This is a genomic window from Flavobacterium frigidimaris (assembly GCF_002217275.1).
GTDB lineage: Bacteria > Bacteroidota > Bacteroidia > Flavobacteriales > Flavobacteriaceae > Flavobacterium > Flavobacterium aquidurense.
Genome location: NZ_MUGV01000019.1, coordinates 165657 through 182223 on the forward strand (window position 1 = coordinate 165657; position 16567 = coordinate 182223).

Consider the following 16567-nt stretch of genomic DNA (forward strand, 5'->3'; position numbering starts at 1 on the left):
AACCTTAAATAAATTAATTATGAAAAATCAATTTAAACTATTTTGGGCAACAGCCCTTTTAATAACATATACATTAGCCGCATCTGCGCAGGAAAACGAAGCCACTAGCCTTGATTTAGGAACGATGCCGCCGTACCATATGCAGGTTACTTATGACAAAACGTCCCATCTTATTTTCCCGTCCGCTATCCGATACGTGGATCTTGGAAGCGAATACCTGATTGCCTCAAAGGCCGAGGATGCTGAAAATGTCCTTCGCATCAAGGCATCGGTCAAGACTTTTGTAGAGGAAACCAACTTTTCGGTGATTACCGATGACGGCCTTTTTTACAATTTTAACGTTCAGTACAGCGCCAACCCGCCTACCCTTAGCTATGATCTTATGGCGATGCAGAAGAACTTCGACAAAGCGACAGCAAGCGATGTTCTTTTTGAGGAGCTTGGAAAAACACCGCCCTCACTGGCCGCACTAATCCTGCAAACTATTTACAAAAACAACAAGCGAATCGTAAAGCACATTGCATCGGAGAGTTTCGGCATTCAGTTCAGCTTAAAGGGCATCTATATCCACAACGGCAAGTATTATTTCCATACGCAGCTTGAAAACCAAACCAATGTACCTTTCAGCATTGACTTTATGAGTTTCAAGGTGATAGATAAAAAAACAGCCAGACGAACTGCCTCGCAGCAAAGGCCGATTGTGCCGCTCCGCATTTACAAAACCCTTGATGAGATTCCCGGAAAAGCCACAGACCAGAATGTATTTCTCTTGGACCAATTTACAATAGCGGATGACAAACTGCTGCTAATTGAGATTTTTGAGAAAAACGGAGGGAGACACCAGACACTCAAGATTAAAAATTCAGATCTGGTAAAAGCCAAGGTGATAAACAGTATGCACCTTAAATTTTAATAGCTATTAAAAAATTAGAAATTAAAAAGTATTACAGCCCGAAGCATTGCTTTGGGCTGTTTTGTTTCCCGAGCTTAAGCCTTTCCTGTAAATAAATTGTATAACTCAATTAATGTTAGTATCTTAGCATTGAACTGCAAGAGCCAAAACCTATTTTGGCAATAAGGATTTAACTTGTATTGTTATGCATAATGTTATTGACCGCACCAACAGGTTTTTTATCGAAATGTCCATGCAGGTACTTTCTGAAAAGGAATATGATTTACTTCAGAAACTACTCATTGATAAGATGCCCCTGAGCCAGGCGGCAGAACAATACGGAGTTACATCCGAATATGTGGAGGAGCTTTACGAGAAAACCTGCAATAAAGTAAAAGCAGCAACCGAACTGATGTGTGAAATCGATCACTACAAGAAAAAGCTTCAGGCATTAAAGCGCGAATTAAATCCAAATCCAAGTCCCGCTCAGATCAGAAAAGAAAAAGCAGAAAAAGACCGCCAGAAACTGCTTTACGACAGCCAATTTCCTTTCAGCAGAAGACTGCAAAGCGTATTGGAAGCTTTAGAGATCACAACTATCGGTGAGCTTGCCGACATACCACTAAAGGATTTTCAGCATTTCAGGGGATTTAAAATAAAGTGCAAAGAAGAACTCATAGCCTTTATCGAGTTTGAAAACATAGCGTATCTTTTCAAAGGCTTTTCCCGCTGGAAAAAAGCGCCTATTATACAATTAAAATAAAAACCATAAAAAAAGGCGGTCTTCTTTTGCTTCTTTTCTTTGGCCGCCCTCGGAAAGAAAAGAAGCCCGCCCAAAAACAGCGAAAGGGATGATGAGTATCCCTTAAAAAAAACGCAGCGGGTTTGGTAAAATAGCGGGTACTGCATTTTGGCAAAAGCGCTCCACCGTTTTAAACGCAAAAAGATGCTCCGCCCGAGAGGAAGGAGTGTCTTTTTGCCGCCCGATTTCGGGCTTATACGGAAATGGGCTGTGCCCGGAAATCTTTTAAATTCAGGAAAAATCCCCTGTTTGCTGTCATGCCCTCACGAAACAAATTCCACAATAGCGAGCATCCCATCTGCGCCAAAGCAGAATTAATAAACAAATCCTGTTTCTCTAGTGCCTCGGTAAGTGAACAGCTCGGCGTGTCGTCCTTCGTTTCAGATTCCTGTAAAAGCTCCCTAAATTCCTCTGTCACAAAAGGCAGGCGCTCCACGGTTTCAAATTTTTCGGACTTGGGCTGTGGGATTTCCCCAATAGTGGACAGGATGACCTGCCCAGTATACTGGCTGTTGCCAAAATCCATCCAGTATTTCGGGTCGTCCCTGTGATGCCTTTCGTTGCTGTATTTTAATATTTCGGCAATATCAAAACGGGAGCGTACGCTGTCAGTGCACGTGATATAAATAGATGCCTTTGCATTACTCGGCAGTTTTCCAAAATTATCCCTTTCAAATTTTACGGTTTCCGCTTTCCAGTTTGTACCCGTAAAACGATTCGCTCTGTTGATAAGTGCCACGGATTTGTACAATCCTACCTCGCTTGGTGCAAAACGCTGTCTGCCAAGGTTGGCATTTGTGATAATATCATCATCCCACAGGCGCACAGAGAGCCCTGCATGCCCGAGCGCTGTAAGGCTATGGTTCATTTCCATTAGGGCGGTCAATACCTTTGAGCCTGTACCGCCTGCCCCTATCAGGTTAACAGCAATGGGATTGGTGGGGCTAATCAGATACGGGTCTGTAAAATGCATTTTGGTTTTGCCTGTTTTCATGACAATAAATTTTTAAGTGTTTTAGTATTGCTTTTCAAAACTTCATTTGGAAAAGTTCTGCCTGTTGCGGTAAGATCTTTCCACAGGCTGACGCAATTGCCCTTTACAGGGCTGTTCTCTCCCATTAGATGACTGAAATAGCTGTTGAAAAAATAGTCCTCCCACGCCCATGTAAATTCCTCCACCGATGCAGAGTTTTTAATACTGATACTGACTGAACCCATACATACCCTGCCGTCCTCATAAATGTTAAAAAATGGTGCATAGTACAGCGGTGTTTTTTCCGTAGGTCTGCTGTTACTTAAAACGGCAAATACCCGCAGGCTGTTTTTGCTCGCCTGCCAGACCATGGGAGGCACAAACACCTGACCGCTCGGAATCCCTAGACCCTCTATAAAATAAAGCGGTCTTTTTTGTGATTTGGTGTACCATATCACAGCGCCTTTGTTCCTGCTTGGATTGATATGCAGTATATTTGTTGGCAGAATCCCGACGGGTTTTAAAAAAGCAGACTGCTTCTGCTTTTCAGTAGTAAGGGCTTTTGCGAGCACTCCTGCTTCACGCTCAGTAAGTGGGTGCGCATTAACAGGCGTACCATTTTTATCCATATCGAAATGCTCTACATACATATCTTTATCTAAACCTTTACTTTCATAGAAAACAAGGGCGGATTTAGCGTGGTAGAGCGTCCCGAAACCCTCTGTTCTATCCATTGCATTATTCATTTTCGTTCTGTTTATAGTTATACAGTAAAGCGCACATATCGTCCAAAAGTTTAAACAGACGGCTTTCAAAATCAAGGCTGTTCTCTGTCAGTTCCCTTCCGTCAAAGCATTTTATAATGGTTGGCTCGTCCATTGCACCGTACTCGTTAAACTCGTTGTTGATGCTCTCCTCTATGCTTTCATACAGCCATCCTTTGGTATCGGAAATAAAGGAAATGTACTTTTCCATCCCGATGCTCTCGTTTTCCGTTTCTTCGTCTTCCTCCTCGTCATGTGTTGGTGCATTTCGAAAAATGCTCTCGTTGGGATAATTGGTGTATATGGCAAAAGCTTTTTTGCCTATATCCAAACACTGCTTATCAAAGGCATCACTGCTTTTAAAACCTTTTAAACGCTCTTCAAACACGGCTAAATTTATGGGGTTGAAAATCTTCTTTTCGATACAGTCCCCTATACCTTCCGCCTTGACAAACTCCCGAATATACCGCTCGTTTTCTTCCCTGTCCTCGTCCTGTTCTGTCCATTCCCTGTGCATTTCATAGAGCCAGTACAGATAACTGCCCTGCTGTCTGTAATACGGTACATCTGCAATATGATACAGATACGAGCAGACCGATAAAAGCAGATGCGCATTTTGTTTGTGCTTCGGTTCTCTGAGCATTTGATAAATCGGTTCTATGGGGATATAATACAGCGTTGTGCCTGTGCTGTATTTTTCCTCGCTGAGCAGATACGTTCTGTGGCTGTCCTGCAATAATCTCAGTTCGGAAAAGTTCCCCACACTTTTTTTGAGCTTCTCTTCCAAATCCCATACAGCCAATGCCATATTATAGGGATATTCAAAATGACGGGTCGCCATCGGCATAATAGTATAATGCTCTGCAAGACTGTCAAGGGAGCTATAAAAATCGTTTTCCATTTTGGAAATATCCTGACAAGCCTGTACCGTTTTATTCTCTTGTAGTCTGGGCAGAAAAGAAACCTTTAGAAAACCATCGGTAGCATCCCCGCAGGAACTGACCTTGGTTTGTCTTTCTGCACCTCGCCTGCATCTTTTGTTCTCTGCATCCAACCCATAAACCCTGCGAGCTGTGCGTGAAGCTGTTTTTGTCTTTTTCGCTCGGGCAGTTGCACTGTTCCCGATATGATTGTCTGTTGCATAATTCATGGCTTTAAATTTTGGTTAGCCTTTTGTTCCCATTACCGTTTCAAATCGGTACTCCACCGCATCATCCCTGATGGCAGGGGCGGATATTTTGGCGGTAGTGAGTATCGGATAGGTCGGTGCATAAAAATTCAGTACCGCCTCGGTGCTCCATCTCGGTTCGGGGTCGCAAAGCCTGATTTCCTGTCCCTTGTCTTTGAGTATAAAAACCCGCTGTAATTGTGTTGCTACTAACATGATTTTCGTATTTTAAAATTAATACCCCTGCTCTTCGGGGTCTTCTTCCCAGTTTTCCATGTCCTCTGCGTCCGTTTCTTCCTCGTCCGTTTCATGCCCCTGCGCATCACTGCTATCATTAGCATACTCGGGAAAAAGCGCCTCTCGGGGCGGTTCGGTCTTTGCGGTTTCTGTTGTACTGCCGAACAGATCGGGCGCAAATTTTGCCGATAGTTCGGATTTGCGTCTTCGTATTTCCTCAGCCTTAAAGGGAAACTCATGTATTTCAGGCACTTTCATCCATGCCTCACGGAATTTCCCCTCCTTTTCCAGTTCGTCCGCCTTTGCCATGGCTTCGCTGAACTTTTTGTCCTTGGCTTCCTGCTCTTTTTTCTGCTTGTCGTCTTTTTCCTTCTCCATAGCAGACTGCTTTTTGGTATCTTCAAGCTGTTTCATATAACCTTCCATGTCGACCATCAGACCCGAAGCCGACTCAATGGGCGTAGTGATATTCTCAAAAAAACCGCTGTCGAGTTCCTCGGCTGTTCCCCGCAGGTTTAAAGGAGGTATGCTGTGCTTGGCATTGTCCCCGCACGCTTCGTTTTGAAGCATAACCAGTACGATAAGCCTGTTCTCTGCCCCTTTGGCAATTGTAATATGCAAATCGCCTATAATCTGCAACTGTGCTATCTGATTGAAAAAATTAGTTGTCGTTTCCATAATTTAATTTTAGTTTTTTAATGACGAGTTCCATCACGCTCTGCTCATCATGCCCCAATCTGTAGAGGCGTTCGATGTAGCTTTTCATATTTTCCTTATATTCCTTTTCTCCCTCTTCCCCTTTTAAGATAAGCAGATGGGTGTTCCATTCCCCGACGGCTTCCCTTATGATGGCTACAAGCTTTTGGGCGTACTTTTTTTCGGCTGTCTGGCTTTTTTTTGAAAGCCCCACTTCTATATACTTGTCCAAAATATGCCAATACATACGGGCTTCCTTGCCTGTACTGCGGTGTTTGCTGACAAATTCATTGTAGAGATACAGTATAAACTCAAAATTGTTGCTGTCCATCCTTGCCATAATTCCTGCGCTTTTATGTTACTGAATTGTGCAGATGTCCAGCCCTGCTATCGCATCACCAAAACCTGATTTTAAAGGCTGTCACGGTTTGCAACAGCCTTTGGCTTATCTTCCCCCTAATTCAGGTTTAGGATTTCTGCGCCATCCGCTTGAAAAGCCGTGCACAGTTCAAACGCCTTTTGGGCTTTTCCCTGGGCTGTGCCTCCCATGACAATGGACTGCAGTTTGGCTTCGCTGTCCTTGTATTTTCGTACATTCTGATAGTAACCCGTAACTCCATTGTAAGCCCCGAAAAGCGTGCCTTTAGTGGTTTCCATCTGCTGTGATTCACTTGCCATGGCATAGGCAAAAGCATCATCTACCGTATTTTTAAACACGGTAGATACTTCATCTTCTGCCCCTTTTTTAATTAAAGCGAGTGTTTCGGTATTGGGGCATAAAGCCAACTGAATCAGCTTTTTAACCTGAATATCTATTACCTTAACTTTAGACCATTCATTAAAGATACCTTCTAACTGACTGCTGAGTTTATCAGCCAGTCCCATCACTTTATGGGCATCATCCAAACGCTGTTTAGCGCCTGAGGTATGGCGGATGCGAACCACGTTGCTCATCGAGCGGAGTGAAGCGTTAAGGGTATTTTGGCATACGATGCGGATGGGCGTAAAAGCCGCTGTGATGCTTCCGCTCCCGTCGTGGGAGGTAGTCAGGAAAATGTACTTTTCGGTCACATCATCCCCGTTTCCGACCCTGATATAATCAGGCAGTTTTGCCGTGATAAAGATGCGCTCCCCGTTTCCTAATGCCCCTGCCGTTTCGTACAGTATGCCATCGCCCCCGCCTACAATGGCATCAAAAAAGCTGAACGCCTCACGGTTCTGCACGATTTGGTAATCCTTACCCACAACGCCCAAAACGGCATTGCTGTCGGTGCGGATGGTGGCAAAGCAGTCAGGTACTGCCAGTTCGGTACTGCCCATTTCAATACCGCCCGAAGTTTGGATAATGCCCGACGCTTTTGTGTATAAAGGGCTTTTAGCCACCTCATAATCAAGCCCCGCATGTCTGATGGCTTCTGCGCTTGTCGGGTACTGCTCCACTATCTGCCCGAGCCCGTGCCACGCTTTTTCCTTTACGCTGAAAAAAGAATACTTTCCTGTCTCGCTGTTGTAATTGATATTATGTGCCATGATATTTGATTTTAAAAGTTTGAAAAATAAAATTGTTTAGAACCCTTTACTGCCTGCTCAAAACGGGATGTCGTCCACAGGCTCTTTTAAGGTGGCTTTTTTGTTTTCTCCCTGCTCTGCAGTCTGCCCCGCTTTCACTGCCTGCGCACCTTCGGGCTTCTTCCCGCCCCCGTGCAGTTTGATATTCGAGGTATTGAAGTTCAGCCCTGCACGCGGTTCCCCGTCATTGCCTTTCCACGCCCTTGCGCTCACCATGCCAGTGAGCTCCACCACCGTGCCTTTGGTCAGCCACTCGGCAACCCTTGGGCTTATCCAGTAGGCGCAATCAAAAAATGTGGTCTGCTCCACCTTGTCGCCTTTTTTATTTTTGTAGCTCTCGTTGATGGCTACTGAAAAATTTACTACCTGTCTGCTGTCTGACAATGTGCTTACTTTCGCATCTTTTGTCAATCTTCCTGTAATGTTCATGATTTCTGATTTTTAAAATTTTTACTTTTTTTTCCCGCCCCGCATTTTTACTTTTTACTTTTTTTTACTTTTTACTTTTTACTTTTCTTTTTTTTTGAAATTTTATTCGGCAATGAGAGCAGGCGCTGTTTTGTTTCATCATTGCTTTTTTCAATATTTCAATTCTCATTTCTGACATTTTTTTTATTCGTCTAAAGAGCCGCAGTATGCTATGTTTTGTTTCATGAGCATAAAAAGGTGAGTGTCCGGCAAAAGCAAGGCTCTGGCAAAAAATACAACCCGGATGGGTGGAGATCTTTTGGCAAGACCTGAAAGGCCCGGCCTTGCTTTGGCTTATGGACACGGACTACCTTTGCTCCTGAAATAAAACAAAAGCATACAGGGTCTTTGATAAAAAGTAAAAAGGGAAGCAATTGCGATACTATGGATAAAGTGTATCAAGGAAGAAAAGCAGACAGCTTGAGGATGAATTTCAAACGATGGCTCTGGAACCTACGAAGTATTGCGAACGACAAGGGCTAAAAATACTTAGTGACAGCTATTTAGTCACAGATAAAAAGATTAAGTATATTATTCTTATATTCGCTTAACAAGCTTACTAATTGGACAAAGCCAACTAAAAAAGTTGTATTGATACCATTTTATGACTAATATAAATTAGTTAGTAGTAACCTTACAAAAAAATCAACAAATGAAAGATGAGAAAAAGAAGATATTAATTCTTCGAGCTTGTGGACATACTGATGAATCAAACGAATGCGATAACATTGCTATTCAATCAAAATTGTATAATTTAGAGGTTTATGATCATTGTCCGAAAACCAATGAAGAAGTCTTAAAAATTCTGAATTCTGATATTCAATACGATTATATTTATCTGAGCTCACATGGAAGCGAATTTGGATTTGCTAACGAAACAGGAACCATCGAATATGACTGGCTTGACTTTGGAATAGAAGTTTGTGAATCAGGCTGTATGAACGAAGATTGTGTCGTCATGCTTTCATGCTGTCGTGGTGGTTTAAATCAGGTTGCATACGATTTATTTTATTGCTGTTCAAACATTGCATATATTGTTGGGCCTCGTCAAAGTTTATCTTCACACGATATGCTTATAAGTTTTAATATTTTACTTTACAATATTGAAAACAGAAATCTTGATCCCGTAGTTGCTTGTGAAAAAATTAAAAAAGCCACTGATATTCGATTTATCTGCTTCGATAGATTAGAAACAGAAACCGAACCTGGTTATTTGATGAGAATTTCAAGCTATCCTGATGAATCTATAGAAGACATAGATGAAGCTAAAGAAAAGGAAAAAGAAAAGGAAAAGGAGCGAGAAGAAACAAAGTAAACGCTACTGTTAACACAAGTTTTGTGCAATTGCGAATTTTTTACAAGACGGACTTTTTGTCTTTCGCAAGAAATATTATTTTAGTTAAAGATAATCAGTTCCGAAGCTACCCACAGGACAAAGCGTGGGAAAGTTATGTACCATATTACGACAACCCTCAACCAAATCAAAGATGGATATAGATGAAAATTCACCGTTTCCAAAAATCAACCCAAGCAGTTTAACGGGAGAAATTGGAACAACCATTTTAAAAAAATTGGTTGAGACAAAATTAGGATGGCTATATAGACAGAATCATCAAGAAAATGATTTTGGAATTGATGGTTATATAGATGTCATTACTCAAATAGGACAAATTACTGGAAAATCAATAGCATTTCAATTAAAAAGCGGCAAATCATATTTCAGTGTTCAAAATGAAATTGGTTTTGTTTTTAGTGGAAACAAAAAGCATTTAAATTATTATTTGAACCTCGAAATTCCAATCATTATTATCATTTTAGATCTTGAAACGGAAAAAGCATATTGGGAAGTTTTTGATGCAACAAAGATAGATAAATCAGGAGAAAATTGGAAAATGACTATTCCTAAAAAGAATGAATTTAGTGAACTTTCAAAAGAAAAATTATTACAGTACGTAAGTCCAATTACAGATTTCGTTTCTCAACTTGAAAATGAATGGAAACTGAATGAACTTTTAAAAAAAGGAAACAATAGAATTCTATTTACAATTCCAAAAGAAGAAATTGTGGAAATGAAATTTGATTTTATAACTGATGCTCTTGAGAGAATTCAAAATACCCCTGAATTAATCCTGCATTTAAAAAGCAGAGTTGACTTAAGCTTTAATGATTATGAAAATGACTCAAGGGAACTATTTGAAATTCAAGAAGTAAAAAAATGGATTGTAGAGTTGTTTAAGAAATCAAATTGTTTCCCTTACCTTTTCGCTTTAGATAAAGCGAGTGGGTTTCTGAAATTAGCTTTTTTTGCTCATATGCCGTTTTTTGAAAAGTCGATTGTAAATGGAAGATTTAAACTCGAATACGAAACTGAATTGGGTGTAAAATTTATTGAAACATTATTTGAAATGCTTAATGAATATTGTCAAGAAAAAGGACTCAGCCATGAAACAAATGTTGAAATAACAGAAAAGATAATAAAATATTTCATTCACGGAGAGGAATAAATACATCCAATTATATATTATTTATTAATTTTTTGAAGCCTACACTATGGAACCGATCACCACCGCAGCAGTAGCTCTGCTGACCAGACAGCTTGCCGTAAAAGGACTGGAAAAAGTATTCGAAACTACAGGAGAAGAAGTTTCTAAAAACGCAGTAAACTGGTTAAAAGGACTTTTTAAAAAGGACAAAAACACTGCAACTGAACTTATCAAACTGCAGCAAAAACCAGAAAGCCAGGCGCGCCTCAATGCAGTGAAGGCTGTCATTGAAAGAGACCTTGAGGATAACCCGGATTCGGAAACCTATCTCAAGGAAATTTATCAGAAGGTCTTTAACTCAACTGCCAATTTTACAAACAGCAAAAACATCAATACTGGCACACTTAACAGTGGCGGCGGGAGTATCCACCTAGGGGACAGTTATGGAAATAAATAATGCAAACTTTGGACAGATAGATTCCCAGGGAGGGCCTATCCATATTGGGAACCAAGTGAATAATATTTTTATCGGTCTTGGCGATCTGCTGTCCGAATACAAGGGACAGTTAAAAACAATCGAATCATTACTTGGCCAGTTCAAAGTTAAAACAGCCTTTGATATTCTTCTGGATCTGGAAAAAAGGGTTCATGAGAACGAGCATCCGCATAAAAATAAAATTTTAAGTAAGATATGCTACCTGAAAGGAACCTGCAAAAGGGAACTTCCTGACCTGACGCCGGATGTGGCGGCCATGGACTTTATAACCGCGTATCAATTATGCAATACCGATCCAGAAATCAGGGAGCGGGCATGCGTGGAATATCTCAACTTGGAGGAAAAAGAGAAAGCAGCGGCTTTTGCAGAGGAAATATTAAAAATTGAACCGTACAATCTCTCTGCCTGGTACGTAAAAGCATTAACTGCCGCTGACCTTAAAGTCTTTATTCCCTCTATCCCCGCTGCCGTCCTCTCCCAGTATAATTTCCAATTAGGATTAGTGCAGCACATTGTTGTGACCGGGCAGCTGCTTTTTTTTGAAGATTTGTCCGACTACGGCCTCAGCTTGAAAATAGATTTTTCAAAATATAGTAAATTAACTTTTGTTTCCCTTGAAGCATGGCGCATAACCATTGATCTTGCCATCAATAAATTCCTAAACGAGTACTCCCAAAAGTACATTTGCGGAGATGATTTCATCTACAACAACAGCTTAACGATCGACGACGCGATACAGATTTTGGGCACGTATGTGGCAACGCTGCAGAATACTGAAATGGGCGAACTGATTGTGCATCAGCAGTTTTTTCTTTCCTACCTCCGTTATCTGCGCAGCAACGATGAGCGGCAGCCTGACATTTTAAAATCATTGTATCCCAGAATACATAAAGATTTGTGGTTCTATACCTTCTGTTTCTGCCAGGTGCTCAATCATCAAAAAGAATATCAGTATTCGTTGGACTGTGTGCTGCAGTATGAAGCCAACGGCGGGGAGCTCTACAGCGAAATCTACCTTTTTAAAGGCGCACTGTTCCATCTTAACGGAAGAAGCGCTGAAGTAATAGATATATTTGCCGATTATCTGAATTCACTTGAAGTTATAGAGGAAAGAAATGGGCTTAACATCATTAACGCATTTCTAAGCATATTATATAAAAAACTGGAAGAAAATATATTGGAATTGCAGCTGGCCAGAATTAAGGAGAAAGAATTCAAAAACGAGCAACTTAAATCCTTACTGGAGATCATAATCACCACGAGATTCCTTAAGAATTTTAATCGTGAGGAAATCTTCGGGAAGCTTTCTGCATTACAGGAATTTACAGAATTTGACATCAAATGGAAAACCCTTATTGCCGAAAGCTTTAATTCGATCGGAAAAAGAAAGGAAGCAATCGAATATTTAAGAACATTTCTGGATAAAAAGAAGATTAGCGAAACACTCCGTTTTTATATAATACTCCTTCACGAACAGCTCTGCGACCGAAATGATCAGGAAAGAGGATTTTACGTAGAACTGCTTGAACTGCTGAAGTTTTGGAGAGAAAATACCTATTTACCTGACCGGCAGCTCCTTGAGTATGAACACAATTTATACAACGCAATTAATGATTTTGACGAAATCGAAAAAATCGACCAGTATCTCTATGAAAACTTTCCTGCAAACGAGCAGTATATACTCTCCTATCTGCACATTCTGGAGAGACGCCGAAACATTACCAAAATTAAAGAAGTCTCAGGCAAGATAGACTGGAAGATTGATAACGAAGCATTTGGAGTGGCCATCAGCATGATTTTAATCAGGACTGAAGCCGATACGGACCGAGGGTTTTCACTGCTGTTTAAACTTGCCTGCAACACTTTAAATACTGAAGCCCGAAGGAGTTACTTTGCAAGCCAGATATTACTGAAAGAACACAAATATTTTAAAAGCTATCAGACCGTTGAGCTTGGCAGCTGGGTAACTTATTATGTAGGAGAAAAGAAAGAATATATAAAAATTGAAAAAGAAAGCGGCCTGCAGAAAGAATTCTTAGGACGTAAGTGCGGAGAAACTTTTACAACTTCAACCGGTGTTTCCCACAAGATTACCACCATATACATCCGCGAAATCTTAAATGATGCGTGGCACCTATTCCGCACCATACAGGATGAGGCGGCAAATCCTGTCAACGAGCTGGGTTTTGAATCATTGCCGACACCAGAAAATCCCGAGGATTTAATCGAATTCTTCAAATCCCATTTCGGTCCTCTAGGACTAAAAGATAAAGAATTTAAAGACCGGTCTTTGGAAGATTATTTTAATTATCGACTCGGTTTTTCAGAAATTTCCAGAATGGTTTTTGGTGAAAACTACATTGATGCGTATATGCATCTTACCGGAAATCCAGCCTTTAAGTTTACAACCATTCCATTGCTTCTCTCAAGACCAATTCCGGAAAAGCACCACTCACTGGACTTTGCCCTTGATTTCAGTGCGCTGATGCTGTTTTATTCTTTGCAAAAAGAGCTCGGATTTGAATTCAAGCACAGATTTACCGTTTCATTTCTTGTAAAAGACAAGATAGAGGTGGAAATTTTTGAACTGGCAAATTCTGCACCTTCTCCGATGACTTTACAGATAACCCCTCAGTCGGTAACAAAATTTGATACACCAGAAGATTTTAATCAAAAAAGAATTTTATTCCTAAAGGATATTTTAAAGTGGATAGAAGATAACTGCAAAATTGATCTGGTTGCCGAAAAATTAAATATCGTTCGTAAACTTGGCCCGAAAGAAGGTATGGAAGGCATGATGGAAATTCTAGTGGAAAGCATGTGTATTGCGGACCGGGAAGACTCTCTTCTTATCAGCAGTGATTCAACACTGTATCTGGCAACCAGAAGCACCATAGGAAACATTATCAGTCCTGAGAGCTATTTAAATAGGTTTTATCCTGAGAAATGCGGCAACGACTTTTACAGCTTTCTTTTAAAGTCAAATTATATTGGCATCAATATAATTATCGATACGCTTAAAACTGAATTTTACCAATATTTAGCCGGGGGTAAAAACTATTATAATCTCTGCCTTCAGAACTTGCAGTACAACGTTCATCAAAATCCAGATATTGTTGTTATGCTGAGCCGTTTCCTTAAGGATTTATATATCATGCCGTTGCTCAAACCCGAACAGCAGGATCAGCATGCCCAGGTCCTGTTAAGCAGAGCTTTATTTGGCATGCCTAAAGAGATTGCAATTAATCTCGGCAGACAGCTGGGGCTCGACTTTAAATTACTAGGAAACAAGTATGTACAAGTAATGAATGTTTTGAACAGTTTTTTTTAAGAGAAATACACCCCTACTGAATAATGTCATTATGGTATGGGAGCTAAAGCCCTAGCCCCGATAGCAGTGGAAATTCTTTTGTGCCGAACCCCGGCACAAAAGATTGGAACGGATAACGAGAAGAGTTCCTAAAAAATAATTGTAAACCTAAAAATGAATTGTTTTAGATAATCAGATGGAAAAAATTAAAAGCATCGAGCAAGGTGATTTATTAACTTTTAAAACTGTTGATGGAAATTATAAAGTTATAATGTGTACAGAGACTAATAAGAAAAGTCCTCAAAATTATACATTTATAGCTTTAACTTATAGTAATTCAAAATGCCCCGATGAAATAGAAATAAGAAGAGAATCTTTTTGGGGTTGTGGAACTTCAAAAGCTAATTATTTTAAATATTCATTGGAAGAGCAAGAAAAAATGTGGGCTCTCCATCCTGAAATAAAACCTTTTTTAATTGGCAGTTATAATCTCATTATTTGGAGAAAAGACTTTTTGAAATTCCGTGACAATGTATTAAAAATTGGAAATTTATGCATTGTAAATAATATTGATAAAAATGGAAATTATGGCATAAATGTTAGCAGTTGGGAATCATTAAATAATTTCTTCACAGTTCAAATAAAAACAATTTTCAAAGATATTGGACAAAAGACTTTTAAATTAGAATCTATCATTAAAGACTAAAAAAACTCTGCTGGTAACAGCTACAAAATTGGCTTTATAGAAAGTTTAATTTGTAATTTGGGATAATTTACTTCGACTATTCGCTAAGGCTCCGGTGCTTCGCCTGTTACTATCTCAGGTAGATAATCCAATGTAGAGCTTAATTAGTCACAAACCCGCTGTAATAACAGAGCATTGTGCGATACATCCTTAGCCCCGATAGCAGTGGAAATCCTTTTGTGCCGGTGTTCGGCACAAAAGATTGCAACGGATAGCGGGAAAAAGCTCCAAAAAAAAATATTAAACCTAAAAAATATTAAATACAATTGACGATGCTGATCATCCCGATTAGATTGCGCTAACAATTCCTACTACCCGGACAAGCACGACAAGTACCGCCAACCTGCCCCGGTCACCCTTTAAAAAAACCACAGCAATAATCTAATCCAAAAAATAAAACGACAACTTCCCATACAAGCAAAAATTACCACAAGGACCACCGTAATTCCCAAAGCCAAATCAAAGCCCCAAAAACCGCAAGCCAAAAACACCCAGCCCCTATGACCCGCAGAACCCTTAAAAGGAACCCCAAAGCGGCCCCAAAGACATAACGGTGAAGGACATAGAAAAGGACCTAATAGAGAATGACCCTTTAAAGGGGTCTCAAACTGATTTTGATACTCACAAGAATAATGAGGATCAAAGCGCACCCTTTGAGACTATAGAGCCCGAAAAGGATAATCCGGCGCGCAGGGAATTCTAAATTGGTCTGCTTGGCAACCAGGAGTGGCTGTTAGCGGGTGTGGTTTTATTTATTCAGTAATAATAAATTCCATTGTTTTTTCAATATGCTTTTGTTTGATTATCCCGTGAGCATATTTAGAATTACTTCCACTGTCATATTTCTCTAAATATGCATTATTGATTTGTTCAGAAATTTTAATTAAATCATCTGGTATCACGGCTTTTATATTAAAAACAGTTTCTCCACATTTAAGTTGTCCATTGCTATCAGATAAAAAAGTATTGTACCAACTTTTTTCGGCAAAACCCCATGAACGGGCAAAGATTCGGTCATTAACTACTACCATCCATATTTCCAAAAAAGTTGTTCGAAATTCACCTGCTTTTAGACCGATTAAGTTATGTGTTTTAATATATTCTATTATTTCTGAATCTCTCATTTTGTTCTAATTTTTATTTATTCACGATTCTTCTACCATAACTGCTAACGTTCTGGCGCTTGGCGAGGTTGGGGACTAAAGATGCGGGATTTTTCGGTTAAACACAAATTTCTCAAATACAAACCCATCTTTAAATTCAACCTAAAACCCCAATCTCGCCAAACGGCTGTTAGTGGCTGGTTATTTATTTATAGTGAATTCATTTTCTCCACGAATTCGAATTTCTTTTGATTTTCTTATATTCTCTTCAGATTTAGTCAACAATTTGATAATATTTAGGTTTAAATTTTCTGCTTTATTGTCAATTTTTTCAACTTCAATTTTTAAGATATAATTCTGATCAATTAAAAACTTTTCATAATCCGCATTTATAACTTCATTATCAATTAGAAAAATTGTCGAGTTTTCTTTTATGTTAGTGTATTTTAATTTCAAATTATTTAGAGAAATTAATTTTGGTTTATTGTTACTTTTAGTTTCAATAAATATTTTACCATAATATTTTTTATTATCGATTTCAACTTCTTCTTTTTCAACTTTTATATTTGCGATGGAATTTGGATTAATTGTTTTTAGAATTCCTTCTGTTGTAATTTTGTTATTTAAAAAAAATAGAGGTTTAGGTTTAGTTTCATTCTCAATTTCATTTTTATATATGACATTTAAAATCGTGTCTTTTTCAGTTTTGGTTTGCGCAAAAGCATTAATTTTCAAAAGTAATATTGTAATAAATAGTATCTTTTCCATAGTGTTTTTTTGTTTTCTACGGTTAACTTGCCACTAACTTGTATATATGTCTGACTACATCCGACTTATCTATCCTAAATTGGGTCGCTATGT

The 16567-nt window shown here is 39.3% G+C and carries 17 protein-coding genes; 7 read left to right on the plus strand and 10 right to left on the minus strand.

What is annotated here, in order from left to right; genetic code table 11:
• The first annotated feature begins 19 nt into the window (after positions 1 to 19).
• Together traN and B0A65_RS12235 are read left to right on the plus strand one after the other, a co-directional pair.
• Complete coding sequence (traN, locus tag B0A65_RS12230) at positions 20 to 913, plus strand: conjugative transposon protein TraN (protein WP_074661059.1); 894 nt, start codon at positions 20 to 22, stop codon at positions 911 to 913.
• 184 nt (positions 914 to 1097) lie between these two features.
• Positions 1098 to 1655 carry a hypothetical protein gene (locus B0A65_RS12235; RefSeq protein WP_123890338.1) on the plus strand — a complete coding sequence of 186 codons (558 nt, stop codon included), beginning with the start codon at positions 1098 to 1100 and terminating at the stop codon, positions 1653 to 1655.
• Positions 1656 to 1887: 232 nt separating this feature from the next.
• Here B0A65_RS12235 and B0A65_RS12240 read toward each other — a convergent pair whose 3' ends face one another.
• The 8 genes from B0A65_RS12240 to B0A65_RS12275 all read right to left on the minus strand — a co-directional run bounded on the left by B0A65_RS12240 (position 1888) and on the right by B0A65_RS12275 (position 7530).
• A complete protein-coding gene (locus B0A65_RS12240) occupies positions 1888 to 2688 on the minus strand; it encodes a PRTRC system ThiF family protein (protein ID WP_074661056.1) in 801 nt (266 codons plus the stop codon).
• Positions 2685 to 3413 carry a PRTRC system protein B gene (locus tag B0A65_RS12245; protein WP_074661054.1) on the minus strand — a complete coding sequence of 243 codons (729 nt, stop codon included), beginning with the start codon at positions 3411 to 3413 and terminating at the stop codon, positions 2685 to 2687. The genes B0A65_RS12240 and B0A65_RS12245 overlap by 4 nt, the downstream gene beginning before the upstream one ends.
• The gene (locus B0A65_RS12250; RefSeq protein ID WP_074661053.1) at positions 3406 to 4581 is read right to left on the minus strand and encodes a hypothetical protein; all 1176 of its coding nucleotides are present in this window, start codon (positions 4579 to 4581) and stop codon (positions 3406 to 3408) included. Before B0A65_RS12250 ends, B0A65_RS12245 begins: the two co-directional genes overlap by 8 nt.
• A gap of 15 nt (positions 4582 to 4596) precedes the next feature.
• Positions 4597 to 4815: a PRTRC system protein C gene (locus B0A65_RS12255; RefSeq protein ID WP_074661051.1), complete on the minus strand. Its 219-nt coding sequence runs from the start codon at positions 4813 to 4815 to the stop codon at positions 4597 to 4599.
• A gap of 18 nt (positions 4816 to 4833) precedes the next feature.
• Complete coding sequence (locus B0A65_RS12260; RefSeq protein WP_074661050.1) at positions 4834 to 5514, minus strand: PRTRC system protein E; 681 nt, start codon at positions 5512 to 5514, stop codon at positions 4834 to 4836.
• Positions 5498 to 5872 carry a hypothetical protein gene (locus tag B0A65_RS12265; RefSeq protein ID WP_074661048.1) on the minus strand — a complete coding sequence of 125 codons (375 nt, stop codon included), beginning with the start codon at positions 5870 to 5872 and terminating at the stop codon, positions 5498 to 5500. The genes B0A65_RS12260 and B0A65_RS12265 overlap by 17 nt, the downstream gene beginning before the upstream one ends.
• Positions 5873 to 5988: 116 nt before the next feature.
• Entirely contained in the window at positions 5989 to 7062 is a 1074-nt protein-coding gene (locus B0A65_RS12270) for a DUF932 domain-containing protein (protein WP_074661046.1), read from the minus strand.
• A 57-nt stretch (positions 7063 to 7119) separates the two neighbouring features.
• Positions 7120 to 7530 carry a single-stranded DNA-binding protein gene (locus B0A65_RS12275; RefSeq protein WP_074661045.1) on the minus strand — a complete coding sequence of 137 codons (411 nt, stop codon included), beginning with the start codon at positions 7528 to 7530 and terminating at the stop codon, positions 7120 to 7122.
• Between the two features lie 691 nt (positions 7531 to 8221).
• Between B0A65_RS12275 and B0A65_RS12280 the strand changes: the two genes are divergently transcribed.
• The 5 genes from B0A65_RS12280 (at position 8222) to B0A65_RS12300 (ending at position 14564) form a co-directional block, all read left to right on the plus strand.
• Positions 8222 to 8884, plus strand: coding sequence for a hypothetical protein (locus tag B0A65_RS12280; RefSeq protein ID WP_074661043.1), 663 nt, complete (start codon positions 8222 to 8224; stop codon positions 8882 to 8884).
• A 172-nt stretch (positions 8885 to 9056) separates the two neighbouring features.
• Positions 9057 to 10073 (plus strand): DUF4365 domain-containing protein, encoded by a 1017-nt coding sequence (locus tag B0A65_RS12285; protein WP_074661041.1) that lies wholly within the window; start codon positions 9057 to 9059, stop codon positions 10071 to 10073.
• Between the two features lie 46 nt (positions 10074 to 10119).
• A complete protein-coding gene (locus tag B0A65_RS12290; protein WP_074661040.1) occupies positions 10120 to 10509 on the plus strand; it encodes a hypothetical protein in 390 nt (129 codons plus the stop codon).
• Positions 10496 to 13879: a PIN domain-containing protein gene (locus B0A65_RS12295; protein ID WP_074661038.1), complete on the plus strand. Its 3384-nt coding sequence runs from the start codon at positions 10496 to 10498 to the stop codon at positions 13877 to 13879. Before B0A65_RS12290 ends, B0A65_RS12295 begins: the two co-directional genes overlap by 14 nt.
• Positions 13880 to 14054: 175 nt before the next feature.
• Complete coding sequence (locus B0A65_RS12300) at positions 14055 to 14564, plus strand: hypothetical protein (RefSeq protein WP_074661037.1); 510 nt, start codon at positions 14055 to 14057, stop codon at positions 14562 to 14564.
• A gap of 791 nt (positions 14565 to 15355) precedes the next feature.
• Here the strand turns inward: B0A65_RS12300 and B0A65_RS12305 are convergent.
• Positions 15356 to 15727: a DUF2255 family protein gene (locus B0A65_RS12305; RefSeq protein ID WP_074661034.1), complete on the minus strand. Its 372-nt coding sequence runs from the start codon at positions 15725 to 15727 to the stop codon at positions 15356 to 15358.
• A 180-nt stretch (positions 15728 to 15907) separates the two neighbouring features.
• Positions 15908 to 16474 carry a hypothetical protein gene (locus tag B0A65_RS12310; protein WP_074661032.1) on the minus strand — a complete coding sequence of 189 codons (567 nt, stop codon included), beginning with the start codon at positions 16472 to 16474 and terminating at the stop codon, positions 15908 to 15910.
• Positions 16475 to 16567: the final 93 nt, after the last annotated feature.